The organism is Streptomyces sp. NPDC032091 (genome assembly GCF_055580265.1).
In genome coordinates, this window is sequence record NZ_JBVILR010000018.1 from 24,236 (window position 1) to 43,846 (window position 19,611).

Below are 19,611 nucleotides of genomic sequence, written 5' to 3' on the forward strand. Positions count from 1 at the left end.
CCGTCTGTCAGTCCCCCAGGTGGCCGGTATGACTGGAGGTTTCCGCCCCGGCGACCCCCTGACACCCCCCCTCGGGGTCTCTTGGCCCGATGTCCCCCGCCCCCCCTGCGGCCTCCGCGCGGTCTGTCGCTACACGCCGCCTGCGATGATGCCCCAGTGCGGGGCGATCCCGGCGAGCGGACCGACCTCGGTGTACTGACCCCCGCTCAGCGTCGCGGTCCGGGTGGTCCCGTCGAGCTTGTAGAAGAGCACGCTGTCCGCGGTCCGGGACACGGTTTCCCAGGAGCCGGAGGCGCCGCCGTCCCGGAAAGCACTGACCTTGCCGTCGGTCGCCGTGCCCACCTTGGGGACGAACTCGGCCTTCGTGTCCGAGAAGGCCAGGACGGAGTCCTTGGTCGCGATCAGGTCCCCGTTCTCTTCCACCAGGTCTGTCAGGTACGCGCCTTCGTCCCTTGATCCGATCTGCGTGTAGACGCCGTTCCGGAGCGTCCCGTACGTCAGGGAGAGCCGGTAGTCCCCTGCCGTCTCTTTCGCGCCCTCCACGATGACCATCGTGTCGCAGGAGCTGCCCACAATCCACCAGTCTTTACCGGTGTTGTCGTACCCTCGCACCTGCTGGTACACGCCGTGCTTCAGGCTGCCCATCACCACACGGTCGCTCCATTGCTTGTGCAAGACCACGGAGTCACCCGACGCCGTCAAATAGTGCCACCCGAGCAAGGATTCGTCGTCGAAGACCTTCACGCGGGTGTACTTGCCCTCCGTGAACGTGCCGCTCTCGCCTTTTCCGCTGAACGCGTTCCACATCAGCAGCGAGTCACGGCTCACGGCGACGCTCGTGTAGCTGTCCGGGAGGGTGAGCGCCGCCTTCTGCTGCCAGCGCCCAGCGTCGAGGGTGCCGGTCACAGCCGCGCCCGTGAGGGCGTTGTAGAACAGCATTGAGGTGTTCGGGGTGGTCTGCGTGCAGTACTCCGAAGCAGCGCTCGCGGGCGTACCCGTACCGACCGACAGGACGGCCGTCACGGCGGTGGCAAGAGCAGCCACCAGGGCTTTCCTCATAGCTCTCCCCTTTTCCTCGCACTCGAACCCGTGCGGCATCGAGGCCTACCGGATCTCCCCCTCACCATCCGTCGGGGCAGGCGGACCGGTGCTTCCCCCTCCCGATCATCGTGCGCGGGATCCGGCACCGCCGCATCTCGGCTCCTGTCTCTGAGGCGGCGACCGGCCGTGCGAGCGCTCAGGCCAGGGCGGACGCCGGCAGACGCGTCTCCGGGTCGTCCGGGCGGGCCGCGCGCCACCGTTTGCCGTCAAGCACCATCGTGGGGCTGCCCTCCTCCCCGGGCGCGACCTGGGCGAGCCGCACTTCTAGTGTCCTGCGCCGGTAATTCGCTGAATTAGTAGGCTGTCTCGATGGCGAAGATGGGCCGGTTCGTCCTGCCGTCCGCACACCCCAGCACGATCCGTCACCGCTGAGCCAGCGCCTCAGGTTGCCGACGAGCTCGATATCTGGCCGCAGACCGTGGGCAAGTGGCGGCGGCGCTTCCTGGAGCGCCGGATGGAAGGGCTTGTGGACGAGCCCCGGCCCGGCGCCCCGAGGAAGATCACCGATGACCGGGTCAAGGAGGTCGTCGTCGCCACGCTGGAGCGGTCACCGAAGGACGCCACGCACTGGTCGAGGGCTTCGATGGCAGCCGAGAGCGGGCTGTCGAAGTCCTCGGTCGGCCGGATCTGGAAAGCGTTCGGCCTCAAGCCGCATCAGGTGGATACGTTCAAACTGTCCAACGATCGAAACGCCTCCCCCCGACACAACCGTCGATGGCAGTCATGCGATGAGGCGCGGACGCGATCTGCGCCGCATGCCGGAGTCCAACGCGGCGTAGTCAGCACCAAGTCAGCACCGTGGTGTCAAACTGCACCAAAGTAGGCCTTCTTGGCGAGGTTGGATTCGGGGCCGGTCAACGCCCCCACAGGCGCGCTCGGTGGGTGGCATGGCTGGGATGCACACCCGGTCAGCGGGAAATGTGGTTGCGGCCACCATGTGCCTCTGACCTGGGCGTTCCTATGGTGTGGCGACACGGAAACGTCCCCGTCCCCCTCCGGAAGTGGTACTCATGGCCGCCTCTGCCACACCGTCAGCCCGCCCCGGGAGCATCAAGAGAGTCGTCGCGGCGAGTCTCGTCGGGACCACCATCGAGTGGTACGACTTCTTTCTCTACGGGTCCGCCGCCGCGCTCGTCTTCAACACCCTGTTCTTTCCCGCCAGCGATCCCCTCGTCGGGACCCTGCTGGCGTTCCTCACCTATGCCGTCGGGTTCGCCGCGCGGCCGCTCGGCGGGGTCGTGTTCGGGCACTTCGGGGACCGGATCGGGCGGAAGCGGCTGTTGGTGGTGAGTCTGCTGATGATGGGCGGGGCCACCTTCGCCATCGGGCTGCTGCCCACCCATGCGAGCGTCGGCGCCGCCGCGCCCGTGCTGCTGACCCTGCTGCGGCTGGTGCAGGGGTTCGCGCTGGGCGGGGAGTGGGGCGGGGCCGTGCTGCTGGTCGCCGAGCACGGGGACGACCGCAGCCGGGGGTTCTGGGCCTCGTGGCCGCAGGCCGGTGCGCCCGGCGGGAACCTCCTCGCGACCGGGGTGCTGGCGCTGCTGGCCGCCGTGCAGTCGGACGAGGCGTTCCTCGCCTGGGGGTGGCGGGTGCCGTTCCTGCTGTCCGGGGTGCTGGTGGTGGTCGGGCTGTGGATACGGGTCTCGGTGTCCGAGTCGCCGGCGTTCCTGGAGGCGCGGGCCCGGGCCGAGGCCGAGGAGGCGCGGGGGCTGCGGCAGCGGCCGCCGGTGGTCGAGGTGTTCCGCTCCCACGGGCGGGACGTCGTGACGGCCATCGGGGTGCGGCTCGGGGAGAACGTCTCGTACTACGTCCTCACCGCCTTCCTGCTCGTGTACGTCACCGTGCACCTGCACCTGCCGAAGTCCGACGCCCTCAATGCCGTGCTGATCGGCTCGGCCGTGCACTTCGTGACCATCCCGCTGTGGGGGGCTTTGTCCGACCGGATCGGGCGGCGGGCGGTGACGCTGGTGGGGTCGGTCGGGATGGCCGGGTGGGCGTTCGCGTTCTTCGCGCTGCTCGACTCGCGCTCCTTCGCCGTGATCGCCGCCGCCGTCACCGCCGGGCTGCTGCTGCACGGGGCGATGTACGGGCCGCAGGCGGCGTTCATCTCGGAGATGTTCGACACCCGGGTGCGGTACTCGGGCGCGTCGATGGGCTCCCAGCTGGCCTCGCTGCTCGGTGGGGCGCTCGCGCCGATCGTCGCCGTCGAGCTGCTCAAGTCGTACGGGTCCTCCGTGCCGGTGTCCGTGTACCTGTGCGCGGCCGCGCTGGTGACGACGATCGCCGCGGTCGCCGCCCGGGAGACCAGGGGCCGCAGCCTCACCGGTGCCCCGGAGGGCGTGCGGGCGGCCACGGCCGGTACCGCGAGCGGGCGTTGAGCGGGCGGCCCGTATGCTCGGCGGCGTGACCGACGCGAGGCTGCGGGAGCTGCTCGGGCTGCTGGCCCAGGGCGCGCCGGCCGAGGAGTTCTCCCGGCCGGCCGCGTCCGCGCGCGCCGCGGGGGCGTCCCCCGCCGAGGTGGCGGCCGTGGAGGAGGCCACCGCGGTGGCGTTGGAGATCCACCGGACGCTGGCCCAGCACCGGACGCGCGAGGCCGAGCTGACCGCGCTGTTCGACACGGCCGGCGACCTCGCGGCGCTGCGGGACCTGGACGCGGTGCTGCGGGCCATCACCCACCGGGCCAAGCAGTTGCTGCACACCGACGTCACGTACCTGTCGCTGAACGACGAGGCCGCCGGGGACACGTTCATGCGGGTCACCGACGGTTCGGTGTCGGCGGCGTTCCAGCAGCTGCGGCTCGGCATGGGCGAGGGCCTGGGCGGGCTGGTCGCGCAGACCGCCCGCCCGTACGCCACGGGCGACTACCAGCGCGACCCCCGTTTCCGGCACACCGGTCCCATCGACAGCGCGGTCGGCGAGGAGGACCTGCACGCCATCCTCGGGGTGCCGCTGCGCCTGGGCGCACGGGTGATCGGGGTACTGTTCGCCGCCGACCGCAGTCCGCGCGAGTTCAGCCCGCGCGAGGTGGCGCTGCTGTCCTCGCTGGCCGACCACGCGGCCATCGCCATCGACGGGGCCCGGCTGCTGGAGGAGACCCGCCGGGCGCTGGCCGAGCTGGGCGTGGCCTCGCGCACCATCCAGGAGAACAGCGACGCGCTGCGCCGGGCGGAGGAGGCGCACGACCGGCTGACCGGCCTGGTCCTGCGCGGCGGGGACCTCGGCGAGGTGGCGGCGGCCATCGGCGCGCTGCTCGACGGGGGCACCCTCGTCCACGACGCCGACGGGACGGAGCTGGCCCGTTCGCGCAGCCGCCCGCTGGCCCCGCCCGCCCGGGCGGTGACCGCCTCGCGGAGCAGCGGCCGGGCGGTCGCCGACGGCGGTACCTGGGTGTGCGCGGTCCTGGCCGGCCCCGAGCTGCTGGGCAGCGTCACGCTGACGGGGCGGCCCGGTCTGGACGCGGCGGGCCGCCGGCTGTTCGAGCGGGCCGCGATGGTCACGGCCCTGCTGCTGCTCCTGCGGCGGTCGGTCGCGCAGACCGAGGACCGGATCCGCGGGGAGCTGCTCGGCGACCTGCTGGGCCCGTCCGGGGATCCGGCGGGGCTGGCGGAACGGGCGCGCCGGCTGGGGGTCGACCTGGGCCTGCCGCACGCCCTGTTCGTCCTGCACAGCGACGCCGCCCCGCGTCCGCGCCTGCTCGCGGCCGCCGCGCACCAGGCACGGGAGCGCCGGGGCCTGGCGGGGGTCCACCACGACCACGCCGTGCTGCTGGTCCCCTCGGCGGCCCCGGGCGCGGACGCCGCCGGGCTGGCGGGGGCGCTGGGCCGGGCCGTGGGCGCCGCGGTGACGGTCGGTGCGGCCCGGGCCGAAGGCGGTCCGGCCGTGCTGCCCGCCGCGCACGCGGAGGCCCTGCGCTGTGTGACGACCCTGTGCGCGCTGGGCCGGGCGGGCGACGGCAGCACGCTCGCGGAGCTCGGGTTCATCGGCGTACTGCTGGGGGACCGGCCGGACCTGTCCGGGTACGTCCGGGCGGCGCTCGGGCCGGTACTGGACTACGACGCGCGGCGCGGCAGCGACCTGCTGCACACCCTGCGGGTGTACTTCGCCTCGGGGATGAGCCAGGCCCGGGCGAAGGAGGTGCTGCACGTGCACGTGAACACCGTGGTGCAGCGCCTGGAGCGCATCGGGCGGCTCCTCGGGCCCGACTGGCAGTCCCCCGACCGCGCCCTGGAGCTCCAGCTGGCCCTGCGCCTGCACCAGGTGTCCGCGCCGCCGGAGCCGGGGCCCGCGTCCTCCTGAGAGGCCCGCCGCCCCGCACGACGCCCTCGCCCCGAACAGGAATGTTTGACAGGGCCGGATCATGACTCCATGATTCCATGAGTTCCCTAGTGGATTCATGGAGAGGGGGAGCCGTGAGCGATACGACCGCATCCGCCGCGGCGGGTGCCCGCTGGGCCCTGGAAGCGCGCGGGCTGGGCAGGAGGTACCGGAGGGCGTGGGCGCTGAAGGACTGTTCCTTCCGGGTCCCCGCCGGCCGGATCGCCGCCCTGGTCGGCCCCAACGGGGCCGGCAAGAGCACCCTGCTGGCGCTGGCGGCCGGGCTGCTGGAGCCCTCGGCCGGTGAGGTGCGCGTCTTCGGCGCCCCCGTCACCGAGCCCGCCGCCATGGCCCGGTGGGCCTACCTCGGCCAGGACAAACCGCTGTTCAAGCACTTCACCGTGGCGGAGCACCTGCGGATGGGGCGGGAGCTGAACCCCGGCTGGGACCAGGAGGCGGCCGAGCGGATCGTCCGTGCGGGGCAGGTTCCGCTCGGGGCGCGCGCCGGGGACCTCTCGGGCGGCCAGCGGACCCGGGTGGCGTTCGCGCTCGTCTTCGGCAAGCGGCCCGAACTGCTGCTGCTGGACGAGCCGATGGCCGACCTCGACCCCGTGGCCCGGGACGAGATCGGGGCGCTGCTCCTGTCGGAGGCCGCCGAGCACGGGACGACCGTGCTGATGTCCTCCCACCATCTGAACGAGATCGAGGACATGTGCGACTACGTCCTCGTCCTCGACGGCGGCCGGATGCGCCTGGCGGGCGAGACCGACGAGCTGGTGCCGATGCACACCCTGGTCAGCGGGGTGACGGAGCAGGACGGTCCGCCCGCCTCCCTGAACACCCACACCGTCGTCGAGGTGCGCACCTCCGGGCGTCACTTCTCCGCCCTCGTGCGCCGCGAGGGCCCGCTGGACCCCGCGTGGCAACTGGCGGAGCCCAGCACGGAGGAGGTCCTGCTCGCCTACCTCCGCTCCCCCGGCGCGCCCCCGCTGCTCTCCCCCACCGCCGTCCCCTGCCATCGGAAGGAGGCCTCGGCATGACCGCCCCCGCCCCGGCCCGCCCGGCCGCCACGACCGTCCGCCCGCGCCGGCTGCGCGGACTGCTCTGGCTCCTCGTACGCCAGCACCGTGCCGCCCTGCTCCTGTGCGCCGCCGCGACCGTCCTCGGCTCGGCGTGGATGCTCTACCAGCGGGCCGCGGTACTGGACATCCTGCACTCCGCCGGGTGGCCCGCCCGGTCCGCCGACTCCCTGAACCCGGAGACCGTCAACCGGGTGCGGGCCGACATCGACTCGATGGGCGGGCAACTGGGCTGGCTGCCCCTGCTGTTCGGCGTCTTCCTCGGCGCCCCGCTCCTCGCCGCCGACCGCGAGCAGGGCACCGCGCGGCTCGTGACGACGCAGTCCGTGCCGCGGGGCCGCTGGCTGCGGTGGAAGCTGTGCTTCGCGCTGACGGCGGCGGCGGTGACCACGACGGTCCTGGGCCTGCTGTACGGCTGGTGGTGGCGTGCGGCCGGCCCGCTGGCGCCCGCCGACTGGCTGAACGGCGCGCTCTTCGACTCCGGCGCCCCAGTCCTGCCCGCCACGGCCCTGTTCACCACCGCGCTGGGCATCGCCGTCGGAGCACTGGCGCGCCGGGCCGTGCCGGCCATGACCCTCACCTTCCTGGTGTCGGGGGCCGCCCTCTTCGCGGGCGACCTCCTCAAGGGCGGCCTCGCCACGCCCCGCCGGCTCGCCTACCCGCTGGGCAGCCCCGAGCCGCCGGCGCTGGAGCACGTGGTGCAGGTGGACCAGTGGGTCGGGACCGCCTCGGGGCGGCTCTACGGATGGGGCACCTGCGTGAGCGACTCCTCGCCGGAGGGCTGCCGGGCGGCGCGCGGGATCGTCAACTCGGTCTGGGAGTACTTCGGCCGGGACCAGATGGCCGGCATGCAGTGGATCGCCTCCGGGGTGCTGCTGGGGCTGAGCGCCGTCCTCGTGGGGTCGGTGCTGCGGTGGACCCGGCGCGGCGCCCTGTGAGCCGGAGCGGCTCCGGGCGCCGCCGACACACCCCCTAGGCTGGACCGGAATCCCGAATGACCAAGGAGGCGGGCACGTGGTCGTGTTTCGCATCGAGCGCCGCAGCGGCCTGCCCGCCTACCTCCAGATCGTCCGGCAGGTGGAGCAGGCGCTGCGGATGGGGGCGCTCGCCGAAGGGGACAAGCTGCCCACGGCGGCACAGGTGGCGGCCACCACGAAGGTCAACCCGAACACCACCCTCAAGGCGTACCGGGAGCTGGAGCGCTCCGGCCTGGTCGAGGTGCGCCAGGGCGCGGGCACGTTCATCACCCGCTCCCTGGCCACCCCGCAGACCGCGCCGGAGTCCCCGCTGCGGGCCCGGCTCGGGGAGTGGATACGGGAGGCGCGCGAGGAGGGGCTGACGGCCCGCGACGCGAGCACCCTCTTCGACACCGTGCTCCGCGAGAACTACCCGACCGCCGACCTTTGATCCATTGCAGGATCGTGAATACGATCTTTCATAACAAGCCAATACCGGGTTCCATGCCTACTGTTCAGAGGTACCTCGCTTGACGCGTCTCCTCTACCCCTGGATCCCACGATGTCTGCTGCACCACAGCGCCACCGCACCGCGCTCGCCCTCACCACCACCGTCACCGCCCTCGCGCTGCTCGTCTCCGGCTGCGGGCTCGGCGGTTCCGACGGCAAGCGCATTCGCGTGGGCGTCTCCGGCGACTCCCCCGAGTGGGACGTCCTCGCCAAGGAGGCGAAGAAGGAGGGCCTGACGGTCGAGACGGTCGTCTTCGACGACTACTCGCTGCCCAACAAGGCGCTCGCCGCGGGCGACATCGAGCTCAACGCCTTCCAGCACCTGGTCTTCCTCGCCCAGTCCAACAGCGCGAACAAGACCGACATCACCCCCATCGCCGCCACCACCGTGGTCCCGCTCGGCCTGTACTCCGGCAAGCACAAGCAGCTCGCCGACCTCCCCGACGGGGCCTCTGTCACCCTTCCCAACGACCCCTCCAACCAGGGCCGCGCCCTGCACGTCCTGGAGCAGGCCAAGCTCATCGAGCTCAAGAAGCACGCCGGGCTCTTCGCCACCCCCGACGACATCACCGCCAACCCCAGGCACGTGAAGATCACCCCCGTCAACGCCCAGCAGACCCCGCGCACCCTCCAGGACGCGGACGCGGCGGTCATCAACGACGGGGTCGCCGAACTCGCCGGGATCGACGCCGGGACGGCCCTGTACAAGGACGATCCGGCGAGCCCGCAGGCGCTGCCGTACCTCAACGTCATCGCCGCCCGCGCCGACCGCAAGGACGACGCCGACTACCGGACGATCGTGCGGCTGTACGCCTCGAAGGCCGTCCAGGACGAGGTCCGCCGCACCAGCAACGGCACCGCCCACCACATCGAGCTGCCCGCCCCCGAACTCCAGGCCGAGCTCGGCCGCATCACGAAGCAGCTGGCCCGGTGACGGCCACCGCCACCGCCACCGCCGACGAGGCGCCTCCGGTCGTCGAACTGCGCGACGTGCGCAAGGAGTTCCCCGGCGGGTCCGTCGCCGTCGACGGGGTGAGCCTGACCGTCGGGGCGGGCACCGTCTTCGGCGTCGTCGGCCACAGCGGCGCGGGCAAGTCCACCCTGCTGCGCCTGGTCAACGGCCTGGAGGAGCCCACCTCCGGCAGCGTTCTCGTCGACGGCCGGGACCTCGGCGCCCTCGGCGAGCGGGGCCTGCGCCCCGTACGCCGGGAGATCGGCATGGTCTTCCAGCAGTTCAACCTCTTCCGCTCGCGCACCGTCCTCGGCAACGTCCTCTACCCGCTGCGGCTGGCCGGGCTGGACCGCGCCGCCGCCCGGGCGCGCGCCGAGGAGACCCTCGACTTCGTCGGGCTGTCCGGGCACGGCGGCCGCCACCCCGAGCAGCTCTCGGGCGGCCAGCGCCAGCGCGTGGGCATCGCCCGCGCGCTGGCCACCCGCCCCAGGCTGCTGCTGTGCGACGAGGCCACCTCGGCGCTCGACCCGCAGACCACGGGCGAGGTGCTGGCCCTGCTCCGCCGGGTCAACCGCGAGCTGGGGGTCACCATCCTGCTGATCACCCACGAGATGGACGTCGTCCGCGGTCTGTGCGACCGGGTGGCCGTCATGGAGGACGGCCGGGTGGTGGAGAGCGGCGAGGTCTACGAGGTGTTCGCGCGGCCGCGCCACGCCACCACGGCCGCCTTCGTCCGCTCCGCCCTGCACGGCGCGCCGGACGGCCCGCTGCTGGAGCGGCTGCGCGCCCGCCATCCCGGGCGCCTGGTCACCGTCCCGGTGGTCGACGGGGTGCCGGCGATGGACGCCCTCGCGCCACTGCTGCGCCGCCACGGCGTCGACTTCGCCTTCGTCCACGGAGGGGTCGGGGAGGTGCGCGGGCGCCCGTTGGGCAGCGTGACCCTCGAACTGCGGGGCGAGGGGGCCGCGGTGGACGCCGTCGCCGCGGGCCTCGCCTCCGCTTCCGCTTCCGCGGCCGGCGCGAAGGCGGGCGTGCGGTGAGGGCGGACTGGAGCACGTTCTGGCCCAAGGTCCTCGACGCGACCGGCGAGACCGTCTACATGGTGCTGATCACCCTGGCGCTCTCCACCGTCGGCGGCCTGGCGGTCGGACTCGCCCTCTACGCCACGCGCAAGGGCGGGGTGCTGCCGAACCGGGCCGTCCACGCGGTGCTGGGGACGTTCATCAACGTCATCCGGCCCATTCCCTTCATCATCGCGATCGTCGCCCTGGCCCCGGTGACCCGGGCCGTGGTCGGCACGATGATCGGCACCGACGCCGCCGTCTTCCCGATGACGATCGTGGCCACCTTCGGCATCGCCCGGATCGTGGAGTCCAACCTGCTGTCCGTCGAGCCGGGGGTCATCGAGGCGGCCCGCTCCATGGGCGCCGGGCCCCTGCGGATCCTGCTCACGGTGCTCGTCCCCGAGGCGCTCGGGCCGCTGGTGCTCGGCCTGACGTTCATGCTCGTCGCGCTCATCGACTTCTCCGCCGTGGCGGGGACGGTCGGCGGCGGTGGGGTGGGCAACCTGGCCATGACGTACGGGTACCTGCGCTTCGATACCTCGGTGATGGTGGTGACCGTCCTGGTGCTCATCGCCCTGGTGCAGTCGGCGCAGTTCCTCGGGAACCTGGTCTCGCGCAGGGTCCTCCGGCGCTGAACCGGCGAGGCGGCGGCGCCCCCTCCTCGGAAAGGGGACGCCGTCGCCGGTCCCGTGCCCTGCCCCGGCGGTCAGAAGGTGTAGCTCAGACCGGACTTGTACGGGGTCAGGGTGCGCTGGGACACCACGCCGCGGTAGGTGTACCAGCCCCACTTCTTGCACATCGTCTGGTAGCTCAGGGTGTTGAACGAGCCCGAACCCACCCGTACGCGCGGGTAGATGACGTTGTCGCCCCAGTCCCCGCCGGCCGGACCGCTGGAATAGGTGTCGACCGCCCAGTAGACGCCGACGACCGATCCCCCGGCCGGACAGTTCCAGCTGCCGAAGTTGACCCAGACGTTCCCGCCCGACCACGCGGCGGCCGGAGCGGCGCCGAGGCCGACGGCCCCCAGCGCCATGAGCGAACCGGCCAGTACGGACCGGGACTTGCGCAGCACTGATCCACGCATGTGTGACCTCCCCAGTGACGGCTGAGCGCGATGGTGCGCCGCCGCGCGCAGCAGCCTCCCATACCGGCCACACGATTGTCCGACTTTCGATGAAACGACTTTCAAGTCGAACTATTGCCTGACATACGGGTGTTCGGGCAGCCGTGCGGGCCGGTCGCCCTCAGCCGGCCGACGCCGTGGTGACCACCAGCGGGGGCCGCTCGCGCTCGGCGGTCCAGGGCCGGCCGCGCACCAGGTCCGGGTCGGCGATCAGCTCCGCCTCCTCCACCGTCGGCCGCCGCTGGAGCACGTCCCGGAATCCGGCCCGCTCCAGGAGGCCCGGGAGCGCGGCCACGGGCCAGGCGTGGTTGCGCACCTCCTGCCACGAGCCGTCGGTGCGCCGCAGCCGTACGGTCAGCCCCTGGCCCGGCGCGTGGACCGGGCCGCCCCCGCCGATCCGCAGGGAGGCGTACTCCCGGCCGCCGCAGTCGGGGTCGGTGGACAGCAGGACGAACGGGCCCGCGGGGCGCAGCAGCCGGCGCACCTCCCCGAACACCGACAGCACCGCCTCCTCGTCCGGCAGCGAGGCGAGCACGTGGTTGCACATCACCGCGTCCGCGCAGCCGTCCGCGAGGCCGGCCGTCCGGCCGCCCTCGACCGGGTGGAACTCCGCCACGGCCGTCGCGGCGGCGCGGGCCAGCGCCAGCATCTCGGGCGAGGTGTCCACGCCGATCACCCGCGCCCCCAGCAGCCGGGCGGCGTGGTCGGCCACCTTGCCGGGCCCGCAGCCGTAGTCGACGAGGACGGCCCCGGCGCCGATCCGGCGGCGGGCCAGGGCCCGGAAGACGAAGGGGTAGCCGAGCAGCCAGTCCGTGGCCGCCTCCACGGCGGCGAAGGCCCGCGCCCCCTCGCTCCCGGACCAGGCGGCGCTCTCCGCGGACTCCCGCGTCCCGTCGTCACTCACAGCACCACTATCGACCCGCCACGGGCCCCCGGCACGGCGACGACACACCGGTACGGTACGGGCCGGGCCGGCCGGTGCGCCTCAGGCGGGGGCCAGGAGCTCGGGGCCGTTGTTGCGGACGCTGTTGACCGCCGTGGTGACCGCGCGGGCCTCCAGGTGGCCGGCGGCCGGGGTGGTGAGGAGGGCGCGGAGGGCGGACGGGTCCTCGTGCGCGGGGTCGAGCCAGGCGTCGTAGTCCGCCGGGGCGAGCGCCAGGGGCATCCGGGGGTGGACGCGGCCGGCGGCGTCGGTGGCCTCGGTGGTGAGGACCGTGCAGGTCGACCACCAGGCGGCCGGGTCGTCCGGGTCCGTGACGGAGGGGTCGCGCCAGAACTCGTACAGGCCCGCCATCGCCATCACCGAGCCGTCCTGCGGGCTGATGAAGTACGGCTGCTTGTACGCCTTGGCGGTGGGGGTCGCGGGCACGGCCTCCCATTCGTAGAAGCCGTCGGCGGGCAGCAGGCAGCGGCGTTTGGCGAAGGCGCGGCGGTAGGCGGGCTTCTCCGCCACCGTCTCGACCCGGGCGTTGATCATCCTGGCTCCGCCGTCGGGGCTCTTGGACCAGGAGGGCACCAGCCCCCAGCGCAGGGGCCGCAGCCGCCGCTCCAGGACCCCGCTGTCGCGGTCGGCTCGCTCCAGCACGGCCCAGACCGGGTCGGTGGGGGCGACGTTCCAGCTCGGCGGGAGGACGAGGTCCGGGGCGGGCGGGACGGCGCCGAAGAGGCCCGTCAGGTCCTCGGGGCTGCGGGTGGAGACGTAGCGGCCGCACATGGCTCCAGCCTGCCACGCGGGACGCCGGATCGGCTCCCGCCCCGCCCCGGATGCGTCCGCCCCGGGCGGGCTCCAGGGTGGAGGGATGGAGCACGCGTCGATCGTCGTCCACCGCGTCTCGCCCTCGGGAGGCCGCCGGGTGAGCCTGCGCGCCGGGGGCCGTGAGACGGTCCTGGGCGTCGCGCACTCGGATCCCGACGTCATCGAGTTCCTGCGCCGCGCCGAGGTGCCCGATCCCGACGAGGTGGTCCTCGGCGGCGCGGCGGCGCTGATCGAGTGGCAGGGCGACGCCCCGCACGTCTACGAGGCCGAGCCCACGGACACCGACGTCCCCTGACCCCGCAGCCCCCGACCCCGCCGCCCCTCGTCCCGTCCGCGGCGCGGCCGCCATTTCCGGCCATCTTGACACGGGCATGACATCGCTCCTGACTTCTCACGACCCCTGTGGCACGCTCCTCGCGCACTCGGTACCGCCCTCGCACCACACCCCCACAAGGACGTGTCACGGAGGAGCGACATGATGCACCGCGCGAAACTCGCCGTAGCGGCCCTGGCCCTCGCGGCCACCGTCGGCAGTGTCACGAGCGCCGCCGCCCTCGGCCCCACCGCCGACCAGCAGGCCGACGGCGTCATCGTGGTCTCGGGCAACACCTGCACCTGGACCAACGCCCGCACCAGCGCCAATCCCCCCGGCGCCCTCACCGTCGACCGCACGAGCATCAACAAGCCCGGCGGGAACCTCGCCTGCAGCGGCGGGATCACCGCGTCCCTCAACAACAACCCGGCCTTCACGTTCGACGACGCGACCGCCACCGCCCGGACGGACCTGATCGACATCACCGGGCAGCAGAGCTTCGTCTCCTGCCGCTACAAGGCGACGAACATCGTCTGGGACCGCGACGGGACCACCCGCAAGTACGTCAACCGCGCCTTCACCGCCACCAAGGCCTCCGGCAGCTTCCTGTGCCCGGGCTCCGTCACCACGGCGGCCGGGGGCGCCTCCATGCTCTTCCACTGACCGGCGGCACGGCCGGGGCGCCGCACGGCGCGGCGGCGCCCCGGCCGCACCGATGGCCCCCGCCGGGTCGCCGGGCCGGGGGCGGGGCGCCAGCATGGAAGGAGCTCCGTCCGGGTGAGGAGGCCGGTGATGGCCGATGCGCAGCCCGCTCCGCCGGCCGACGGCCCCGGGGAGGAGCCCCCTGCCGTCCCGTCCCCGCCGGCCGGATCCCCCTCGGCGGGCGGTCTCCTCGACGTCCTCGGGGTGGCCGCGGTGGTCCTGGACGCCGAAGGCCGGATCCGGCTGTGGAGCCCGCAGGCCGCCACCCTGTTCGGGTACTCCGCCGAGGAGGCGCTCGGCCGGTACGCGGCGAAGCTGCTGGTGGCGGAGGACAACCGCGACGAGGTCCTCGGCCTGTTCGCCCGCGTGATGGCGGGCGAGGGTGCCTGGGCCGGCTCCTTCCCGGTGCGCCACCGCGACGGCCACCGCGTCCTCGTCGAGTTCCGCAACATGCGGCTCCAGGCCGACCACGGCGGGATGTTCGCCCTCGGGCTCGCCTCCGAGCAGGCCACCCTGCGCCGGGTCGAACGCGATCTGGCCCTCTCCCTGCGGATGGTCGACCAGTCCCCCATCGGGCTGGCCGTCCTCGACGCCGACCTGCGGTACGTCCTGGTCAACCCGGCTCTGGAGCGGATCAACGGGGTGCCCTCCGAACGGCACCTCGGGCAGCGGATCGGCGACATACTGCCCTTCCTGGACGCGCCGGCGGTCGAGGCCCGGATGCGCGAGGTCATGGAGACCGGCGTACCGGTCCTGGACAACTTCACCACCGGCATGATCTCCGAGGACTCCGGCGAACGCGCCTGGCTGGTGTCGATCTACCGGCTGGAGGACCAGTCCTCCCGGGTGATCGGCGTCGCCGTCTCGGTGGTGGACGTCACCGAGCAGCACCGGGCCGCCGTCTCCGCGGCGCACGCCCGGCGCCGCCTGTCGCTGATCGCGGACGCCTCGGTGCGCATCGGCACCACCCTCGACCTCGACATCACCGCCCGGGAGCTGGCCGACGTGGCCGTACCGGAGATCGCCGACATCGCCGCCGTCGACGTCCTCGACACCGTGCTGACCGGCGGCCGGCCGGGCGACGGGCCGGACGACGGGGCCGTACGCTTCCGGGCGCTGGCGGTGAAGGCCGGCTACCGCACCCCCGCCGAGGACGCCGCGGACCCCGTCGGGGACGTGTCGCTGTACCGCCCCGACCGGCTGGTGACCCGCTGCGCCCGCACCGCCCGGCCGGTCCTCGTCCCGCACGTCACCCCGGAGGACCTGCCGCGCATCGCCCGCGACGAGGAGGCCGCCCGGCAGCTGGGCGAGGCGGGGGTGCACTCGTACCTCGCGGTCCCGCTGATCGCGCGCAGCCAGGTGCTGGGCACGCTCGACCTCAAGCGGGCGCGCAACCCCGTACCGTTCGGCCAGGACGACGTGCTGCTCGCCTCGGAGCTGGCCGCCCACGCCGCCGTGTCCATCGACAACGCACGCTGGTACCAGCGCCAGCGGCACGCCGCCCTCGCCCTCCAGCGCCACCTGCTCCCCCAGCACCCGCCGGCCGCCCCGGGACTGGACATCGCCTACCGGTACCAGCCGGCCGGGGCGGCCGACGAGACCGGCGGAGACTGGTTCGACGTCATCCCGCTGTCCGGCGACCGGACCGCCCTGGTCGTCGGCGACGTCATGGGCAGCGGCATCAACGCCGCCGCGACGATGGGGCAGCTGCGCGCCACGGCCCGGGCGCTGGGCCGCCTCGGCCTCGACCCGGCGACGGTCCTCACCCACCTCGACGCGGCGACCGCCGACCTCGGCGAGGCGATGGCCACCTGCGTCTACGCCGTCTACGACCCGCACACGCGGCTCTGCCACATCGCGACGGCCGGCCACCTGCCGCCCGTGCACCTGCGCGGCGGGCGCCATCCACGGCTGCTCCGGCTTACGACGGCCGTGCCCCTGGGCGTCGGCGGCGTCCCCTTCCACACCACCGCCTTCACCCTCGGCGAGGGCGACGAGCTGGTCCTCTACACGGACGGGCTGGTCGAGACCCGGGACCAGGACATCGACACCCGGCTGCTGACCCTGACCGATCTGCTGGCGGGCCCGCACCGCCCGATCGAGGAGACCTGCGACCTGCTGCTGTCCGCGCTGCGCCGCCCCGACACGCACGACGACGTCGCCCTGCTCATCGCCCGCGCCCACGCGTGACACCGCCTCACCGGTGTGCGGGCCGGGAGCGGAGGCGGGCCACCACGACGGCGACGTCGTCCTCGGCGTGGCGGGCGTCGAGGCCCGCCACGAGGGCGTCCACGGCCTCCGCGGCGCTCGCGCGGGCCGGCAGGCGCAGGGCGGTCAGCCGGGCGAGGGAGTCGTCGATGTCTTCGCCGCGCCGTTCGACGAGCCCGTCGGTGTAGAGGACGAGGGTCTCCTCGCCGGTGAAGGAGTGCGCCACGGACTCGTAGCCGCCCACGCCGGTGCCAAGCGGCGGGCCGACCGGCACGTCCAGCAGCCGGCCGGTGCCGTCGGCCGCGAAGACCCCGGGCGGCAGGTGGCCGGCGCTGGCGAAGAGGGCCGTGCCGCGCGCCGGGTCGACGCGGGCGAGCAGGCAGGTGGCCGGGCGGCGGGCCGCGTCCCCGGCGACGAGGGCGTCGAGCTGGCGCAGGACGCGGTGCGGGGCGAGCTCGGTGGAGGCGACCTCGCGCAGGGTGGAGCGGTAGGCGTTCATGTCCACGGCGGCGTCGAGGCCGTGGCCCATCACGTCGCCGACGACCAGCAGGGTGCGCCCGAAGTGCAGCCGGACCGTCTCGAACCAGTCGCCGCCGACCAGGGTGCTGGGTCCCACGGGCAGGTAGCGGCCGGCGATCAGCAGGTTGGGGTGGGGGCGGCCGGGGTCGGCGACGAGGGCCCGCTGGAGGTCGAGGGCGACGCGTTCGGTGGCGGCGAGCCGGCGGGCGTGGCGGACGTGCACGGCCGCGACCCGCGCGGCGAAGTGCAGAGCGGCGGCTTCGCGGTCGGTGAAGGCGGCGCCGGTGCGCACCGCGAGGAGCGTGCCGTAGGAGGTCCCGTGCCGGGCCAGCGCCACGGACAGGCCGTGCACCGGCGGGCCCGCGGGGCCCGGGGTCCAGCTCTGCAGCGGGTGGCCCCCGTCGACGGCCCGTACGGCGGGCGGCCCGGCCGGCGACGGGGCGGGGGCCGGGGCGCGCAGCAGGCCGACGTTTCCGGCCGCGGCGACGCGCTCGGTGCGGCCCCCGGCGGTCAGGTCGACGGCCGCGGCGTCGCACGGGATGCGCAGGGCGAAGGCGGCGAGCTCCCGGCAGGTGGTGGCTTCGTCTTCGCCCGTACCGATGGCCTCCAGGGTCTCGGCCGGCGACGGCACCCGGCGCGGGGCACCGTGCGGGGCCCGGCCGGCGGGGTGTCCGTCGCCATCCGACACGTGTCCTCCGCTCGCGCGCCCGGCCGGCGGCCCGGTGCGGGTCGCCTGCCGGTCCATTCCACCAGGCCGGGCGCGGCGGGCGGGGCAGCGCGCCGGTCGGTCACCGCGGCGGGGTCAGGCGTTGCCCGAGGAAGGTGTGCACGAGGGCCTCGTTGAAGGCGGTCTGCTGGTGGTCGGTGGCTCCGGAGTGGCCGCCGCCGAGGTGTTCGTGGAAGAGGACGGGGTGTCCGAGTTCCCGCAGGCGGGCGGCCATCTTGCGGGCGTGGCCGGGGTGGACGCGGTCGTCGCGGGTGGAGGTGAGCAGGAGCAGCGGCGGGTACGGGGGGCCGTCGGCGCGGATCCGGTGGTAGGGGGAGATGGCTTCGAGGTGGGGCCGGTCCGCCGGGTCGTCGGGGTCGCCGTACTCGGCGGTCCAGCTGGCTCCGGCGAGGAGTTTGTGGAAGCGGAGCATGTCGAGCAGCGGGACGTGGGCGACGACGGCGCCGAACAGCTCCGGTTCGCGGGTGAGCATGGCGCCCATGAGGAGGCCGCCGTTGCTGCCGCCCTCGATGCCGAGCTGGGCGGGGGTGGTGATGCCGCGGGCGGTGAGGTCGCGGGCGACGGCGGCGAAGTCCTCGTAGGCCCGGACCCGGTTCGCGCCGAGGGCCGCCTGGTGCCAGGCGGGCCCGTACTCGCGTCCGCCGCGGATGCCGGCGACCACGTACGTCCCGCCGCGCGCGAGCCAGGCCCGGCCGGTGACGGCGCTGTAGTACGGGACCATGGAGACCTCGAAGCCGCCGTAGCCGTAGAGCAGCGCGGGGCCGGGGCCCGGCCGGTCCTCGGGGCCGATGACGAAGTAGGGCACCCGGGTGCCGTCGGGCGAGGTGGCGAAGTACTGGCCGACGGCGAGCCCGGCGGTGTCGAAGAGGGCGGGGGCCTGCTTGAGGACCTCACCGCCGCCGCTGCCCGCCTCGCCCCGGTAGAGGGTGGACGGCTGGAGGTGGCCGGTGACGTCGAGGAGGTACTCGTCGCTCTCGTCGGGGTCGGTGCAGGTCACCGTGGCCGTCGACAGCGGGGGCACGCCGGCCAGGGGGGCGCGGGCCCAGCCGTCGGGGCCGGGGGTGAGGAGCTCCAGGCGGGAGGAGACGTCGGCGCGGGTGCGCAGGATGAGGTGGTTGCGGGTCCAGTGGTGGCCGGCGAGGGCGGTGCGCTCGTCCGGGGTGAACAGGACCTGCGGGGTGCGGTCGCCCGCCCGGTAGGCGTCGAAGCCGAAGGCGAGGAGACTGCCCGCGGGCTGTCCCAGCCAGGGCGAGCGGGGGTTGACGAGGAGCCACTCGCGGTGGACGGAGGCGACGGCGTCGTCCGGTACGTCGATCTTCTCCGGCGGGGCCGCGGCGTCCTCGGGGAGGAGGAACAGCTCCTGGTTCCAGAAGTCGATGCTCCGGGCGGCGAAGTCCCGTTCGAACCCGCGGGTGTGGTCGCGCCAGCCGGAGGCGGAGAGGTCCGTGGGCAGGCCTGCGTAGACGAGTTCGGCCTCGTGCAGGGGGGTGCCGCGGCGCCAGCGGCGGACCTGGAGGGGGTAGCCGGAGGAGGACATGCTGCCGGGGCCGAAGTCGGTGCCGATCCAGAGGTGGTCGGCGTCGATCCAGCCGACCCGGGTCTTGGCCTCGTCGACGGTGAAGCCGTCCTCGACGAAGGCGAGCGCCTCCAGGTCGAACTCGCGCACCACGCAGGCGTCGGCGCCGTCCCGCGACAGCATGACGAGGGCGTGGCGGTGTGCGGGGGCCAGGACGCTGCTGCCGGCCCAGGCCCACTTCTCGCCCTCGGCCTCGGCGAGCGCGTCGAGGTCGAGGACGGTCTCCCAGTCCGGGCTGTCGGTGCGGTACTCCTCCAGGGTGGTGCGGCGCCAGATGCCGCGCAGGCGGTCGGCGTCCTGCCAGAAGTTGTAGAGGTGGGGGCCGCGGCGGACCACGTACGGGATGCGGCCGTCGTCGTCGAGGACCTCGCGCACCTCGCGCTCCAGGACCTTGAACGCGGGGTCGGTGGTCAGGGCGGCGACGGTCTCCGCGTTGCGCTCCCGCACCCAGGAGAGCGCGGCCTCGCCGGTCACGTCCTCCAGCCAGAGGTAGGGGTCGTCTGCGGGGGCGGGGTGACGGGGGGCTTCATCGCTCATCCGCCGATTGTGCCGGACGCCGGCGGGGAGGGCGGCCGCCCCGCCCTCCCCGGGCTAGGGCCTGTCGTCAAACTCCCGCCCCTCCCCACGAACAAAAAGAATTGTCAAAAAACACCCCCCACCCACCCCTTGGAGAGGTTCCCCCCGGGGCCAGCCCTGCCCCATCCCCCGAAA

At 73.9% G+C, this 19,611-nt stretch carries 19 protein-coding genes; 12 read left to right on the forward strand and 7 right to left on the reverse strand.

Features of this window, described 5'->3' with window-relative positions; translation table 11 throughout:
- Nucleotides 1–129: 129 nt before the first annotated feature.
- Complete coding sequence (locus ACZ5NJ_RS26190; RefSeq protein WP_468767686.1) at nucleotides 130–1,059, reverse strand: hypothetical protein; 930 nt, start codon at nucleotides 1,057–1,059, stop codon at nucleotides 130–132.
- A gap of 178 nt (nucleotides 1,060–1,237) precedes the next feature.
- A complete protein-coding gene (locus ACZ5NJ_RS26195; protein WP_468767688.1) occupies nucleotides 1,238–1,363 on the reverse strand; it encodes a hypothetical protein in 126 nt (41 codons plus the stop codon).
- Nucleotides 1,364–1,402: 39 nt separating this feature from the next.
- Between ACZ5NJ_RS26195 and ACZ5NJ_RS26200 the strand changes: the two genes are divergently transcribed.
- From ACZ5NJ_RS26200 to ACZ5NJ_RS26240, 9 genes are all read left to right on the forward strand, one after another.
- A complete protein-coding gene (locus ACZ5NJ_RS26200; protein WP_468767896.1) occupies nucleotides 1,403–1,924 on the forward strand; it encodes a helix-turn-helix domain-containing protein in 522 nt (173 codons plus the stop codon).
- 187 nt (nucleotides 1,925–2,111) lie between these two features.
- The gene (locus ACZ5NJ_RS26205; protein WP_468767690.1) at nucleotides 2,112–3,479 is read left to right on the forward strand and encodes an MFS transporter; all 1,368 of its coding nucleotides are present in this window, start codon (nucleotides 2,112–2,114) and stop codon (nucleotides 3,477–3,479) included.
- Nucleotides 3,480–3,492: 13 nt separating this feature from the next.
- Nucleotides 3,493–5,397, forward strand: coding sequence for a helix-turn-helix domain-containing protein (locus ACZ5NJ_RS26210; RefSeq protein WP_468767691.1), 1,905 nt, complete (start codon nucleotides 3,493–3,495; stop codon nucleotides 5,395–5,397).
- A gap of 113 nt (nucleotides 5,398–5,510) precedes the next feature.
- Nucleotides 5,511–6,455, forward strand: coding sequence for an ABC transporter ATP-binding protein (locus tag ACZ5NJ_RS26215; protein WP_468767692.1), 945 nt, complete (start codon nucleotides 5,511–5,513; stop codon nucleotides 6,453–6,455).
- Nucleotides 6,452–7,432 carry an ABC transporter permease gene (locus tag ACZ5NJ_RS26220; RefSeq protein ID WP_468767694.1) on the forward strand — a complete coding sequence of 327 codons (981 nt, stop codon included), beginning with the start codon at nucleotides 6,452–6,454 and terminating at the stop codon, nucleotides 7,430–7,432. The genes ACZ5NJ_RS26215 and ACZ5NJ_RS26220 overlap by 4 nt, the downstream gene beginning before the upstream one ends.
- A gap of 76 nt (nucleotides 7,433–7,508) precedes the next feature.
- Entirely contained in the window at nucleotides 7,509–7,901 is a 393-nt protein-coding gene (locus ACZ5NJ_RS26225) for a GntR family transcriptional regulator (RefSeq protein WP_468767695.1), read from the forward strand.
- 111 nt (nucleotides 7,902–8,012) lie between these two features.
- On the forward strand, nucleotides 8,013–8,894 hold the full coding sequence (locus ACZ5NJ_RS26230) for a MetQ/NlpA family ABC transporter substrate-binding protein (protein ID WP_468767696.1): 882 nt from the start codon (nucleotides 8,013–8,015) through the stop codon (nucleotides 8,892–8,894).
- Nucleotides 8,891–9,952, forward strand: coding sequence for a methionine ABC transporter ATP-binding protein (locus ACZ5NJ_RS26235; RefSeq protein WP_468767698.1), 1,062 nt, complete (start codon nucleotides 8,891–8,893; stop codon nucleotides 9,950–9,952). The genes ACZ5NJ_RS26230 and ACZ5NJ_RS26235 overlap by 4 nt, the downstream gene beginning before the upstream one ends.
- Nucleotides 9,949–10,611: a methionine ABC transporter permease gene (locus ACZ5NJ_RS26240; protein WP_468767700.1), complete on the forward strand. Its 663-nt coding sequence runs from the start codon at nucleotides 9,949–9,951 to the stop codon at nucleotides 10,609–10,611. The genes ACZ5NJ_RS26235 and ACZ5NJ_RS26240 overlap by 4 nt, the downstream gene beginning before the upstream one ends.
- A 71-nt stretch (nucleotides 10,612–10,682) precedes the next feature.
- Here ACZ5NJ_RS26240 and ACZ5NJ_RS26245 read toward each other — a convergent pair whose 3' ends face one another.
- From ACZ5NJ_RS26245 to ACZ5NJ_RS26255, 3 genes are all read right to left on the reverse strand, one after another.
- Entirely contained in the window at nucleotides 10,683–11,060 is a 378-nt protein-coding gene (locus tag ACZ5NJ_RS26245) for a hypothetical protein (protein WP_468767702.1), read from the reverse strand.
- Between the two features lie 160 nt (nucleotides 11,061–11,220).
- The gene (locus tag ACZ5NJ_RS26250; protein WP_468767704.1) at nucleotides 11,221–12,003 is read right to left on the reverse strand and encodes a class I SAM-dependent methyltransferase; all 783 of its coding nucleotides are present in this window, start codon (nucleotides 12,001–12,003) and stop codon (nucleotides 11,221–11,223) included.
- 81 nt (nucleotides 12,004–12,084) lie between these two features.
- Entirely contained in the window at nucleotides 12,085–12,813 is a 729-nt protein-coding gene (locus tag ACZ5NJ_RS26255; protein WP_468767706.1) for an SOS response-associated peptidase, read from the reverse strand.
- A gap of 85 nt (nucleotides 12,814–12,898) precedes the next feature.
- Here ACZ5NJ_RS26255 and ACZ5NJ_RS26260 point away from each other — a divergent pair, with 85 nt between their 5' ends.
- The 3 genes from ACZ5NJ_RS26260 (at nucleotide 12,899) to ACZ5NJ_RS26270 (ending at nucleotide 16,060) form a co-directional block, all read left to right on the forward strand.
- Nucleotides 12,899–13,150 (forward strand): hypothetical protein, encoded by a 252-nt coding sequence (locus ACZ5NJ_RS26260; protein ID WP_468767707.1) that lies wholly within the window; start codon nucleotides 12,899–12,901, stop codon nucleotides 13,148–13,150.
- 180 nt (nucleotides 13,151–13,330) lie between these two features.
- Nucleotides 13,331–13,831 carry a hypothetical protein gene (locus ACZ5NJ_RS26265; RefSeq protein WP_468767708.1) on the forward strand — a complete coding sequence of 167 codons (501 nt, stop codon included), beginning with the start codon at nucleotides 13,331–13,333 and terminating at the stop codon, nucleotides 13,829–13,831.
- Between the two features lie 129 nt (nucleotides 13,832–13,960).
- Entirely contained in the window at nucleotides 13,961–16,060 is a 2,100-nt protein-coding gene (locus ACZ5NJ_RS26270) for a SpoIIE family protein phosphatase (RefSeq protein ID WP_468767710.1), read from the forward strand.
- A 7-nt stretch (nucleotides 16,061–16,067) separates the two neighbouring features.
- Here ACZ5NJ_RS26270 and ACZ5NJ_RS26275 read toward each other — a convergent pair whose 3' ends face one another.
- Together ACZ5NJ_RS26275 and ACZ5NJ_RS26280 are read right to left on the reverse strand one after the other, a co-directional pair.
- Nucleotides 16,068–17,285, reverse strand: coding sequence for a PP2C family protein-serine/threonine phosphatase (locus ACZ5NJ_RS26275; RefSeq protein WP_468767712.1), 1,218 nt, complete (start codon nucleotides 17,283–17,285; stop codon nucleotides 16,068–16,070).
- Nucleotides 17,286–17,385: 100 nt separating this feature from the next.
- On the reverse strand, nucleotides 17,386–19,437 hold the full coding sequence (locus ACZ5NJ_RS26280; protein WP_468767713.1) for a prolyl oligopeptidase family serine peptidase: 2,052 nt from the start codon (nucleotides 19,435–19,437) through the stop codon (nucleotides 17,386–17,388).
- Nucleotides 19,438–19,611 lie beyond the last annotated feature (174 nt).

Coding starts and splice junctions, on each gene's coding strand:
- ACZ5NJ_RS26280 (WP_468767713.1), bottom strand. CDS start 19,437: ATGAGCGATGAAGCCCCCCGTCACCCCGCCCCCGCAGACGACCCCTAC.
- ACZ5NJ_RS26205 (WP_468767690.1), top strand. CDS start 2,112: ATGGCCGCCTCTGCCACACCGTCAGCCCGCCCCGGGAGCATCAAGAGA.
- ACZ5NJ_RS26190 (WP_468767686.1), bottom strand. CDS start 1,059: ATGAGGAAAGCCCTGGTGGCTGCTCTTGCCACCGCCGTGACGGCCGTC.
- ACZ5NJ_RS26210 (WP_468767691.1), top strand. CDS start 3,493: ATGCTCGGCGGCGTGACCGACGCGAGGCTGCGGGAGCTGCTCGGGCTG.
- ACZ5NJ_RS26270 (WP_468767710.1), top strand. CDS start 13,961: ATGGCCGATGCGCAGCCCGCTCCGCCGGCCGACGGCCCCGGGGAGGAG.
- ACZ5NJ_RS26255 (WP_468767706.1), bottom strand. CDS start 12,813: ATGTGCGGCCGCTACGTCTCCACCCGCAGCCCCGAGGACCTGACGGGC.
- ACZ5NJ_RS26265 (WP_468767708.1), top strand. CDS start 13,331: ATGATGCACCGCGCGAAACTCGCCGTAGCGGCCCTGGCCCTCGCGGCC.
- ACZ5NJ_RS26260 (WP_468767707.1), top strand. CDS start 12,899: ATGGAGCACGCGTCGATCGTCGTCCACCGCGTCTCGCCCTCGGGAGGC.
- ACZ5NJ_RS26230 (WP_468767696.1), top strand. CDS start 8,013: ATGTCTGCTGCACCACAGCGCCACCGCACCGCGCTCGCCCTCACCACC.
- ACZ5NJ_RS26220 (WP_468767694.1), top strand. CDS start 6,452: ATGACCGCCCCCGCCCCGGCCCGCCCGGCCGCCACGACCGTCCGCCCG.
- ACZ5NJ_RS26245 (WP_468767702.1), bottom strand. CDS start 11,060: ATGCGTGGATCAGTGCTGCGCAAGTCCCGGTCCGTACTGGCCGGTTCG.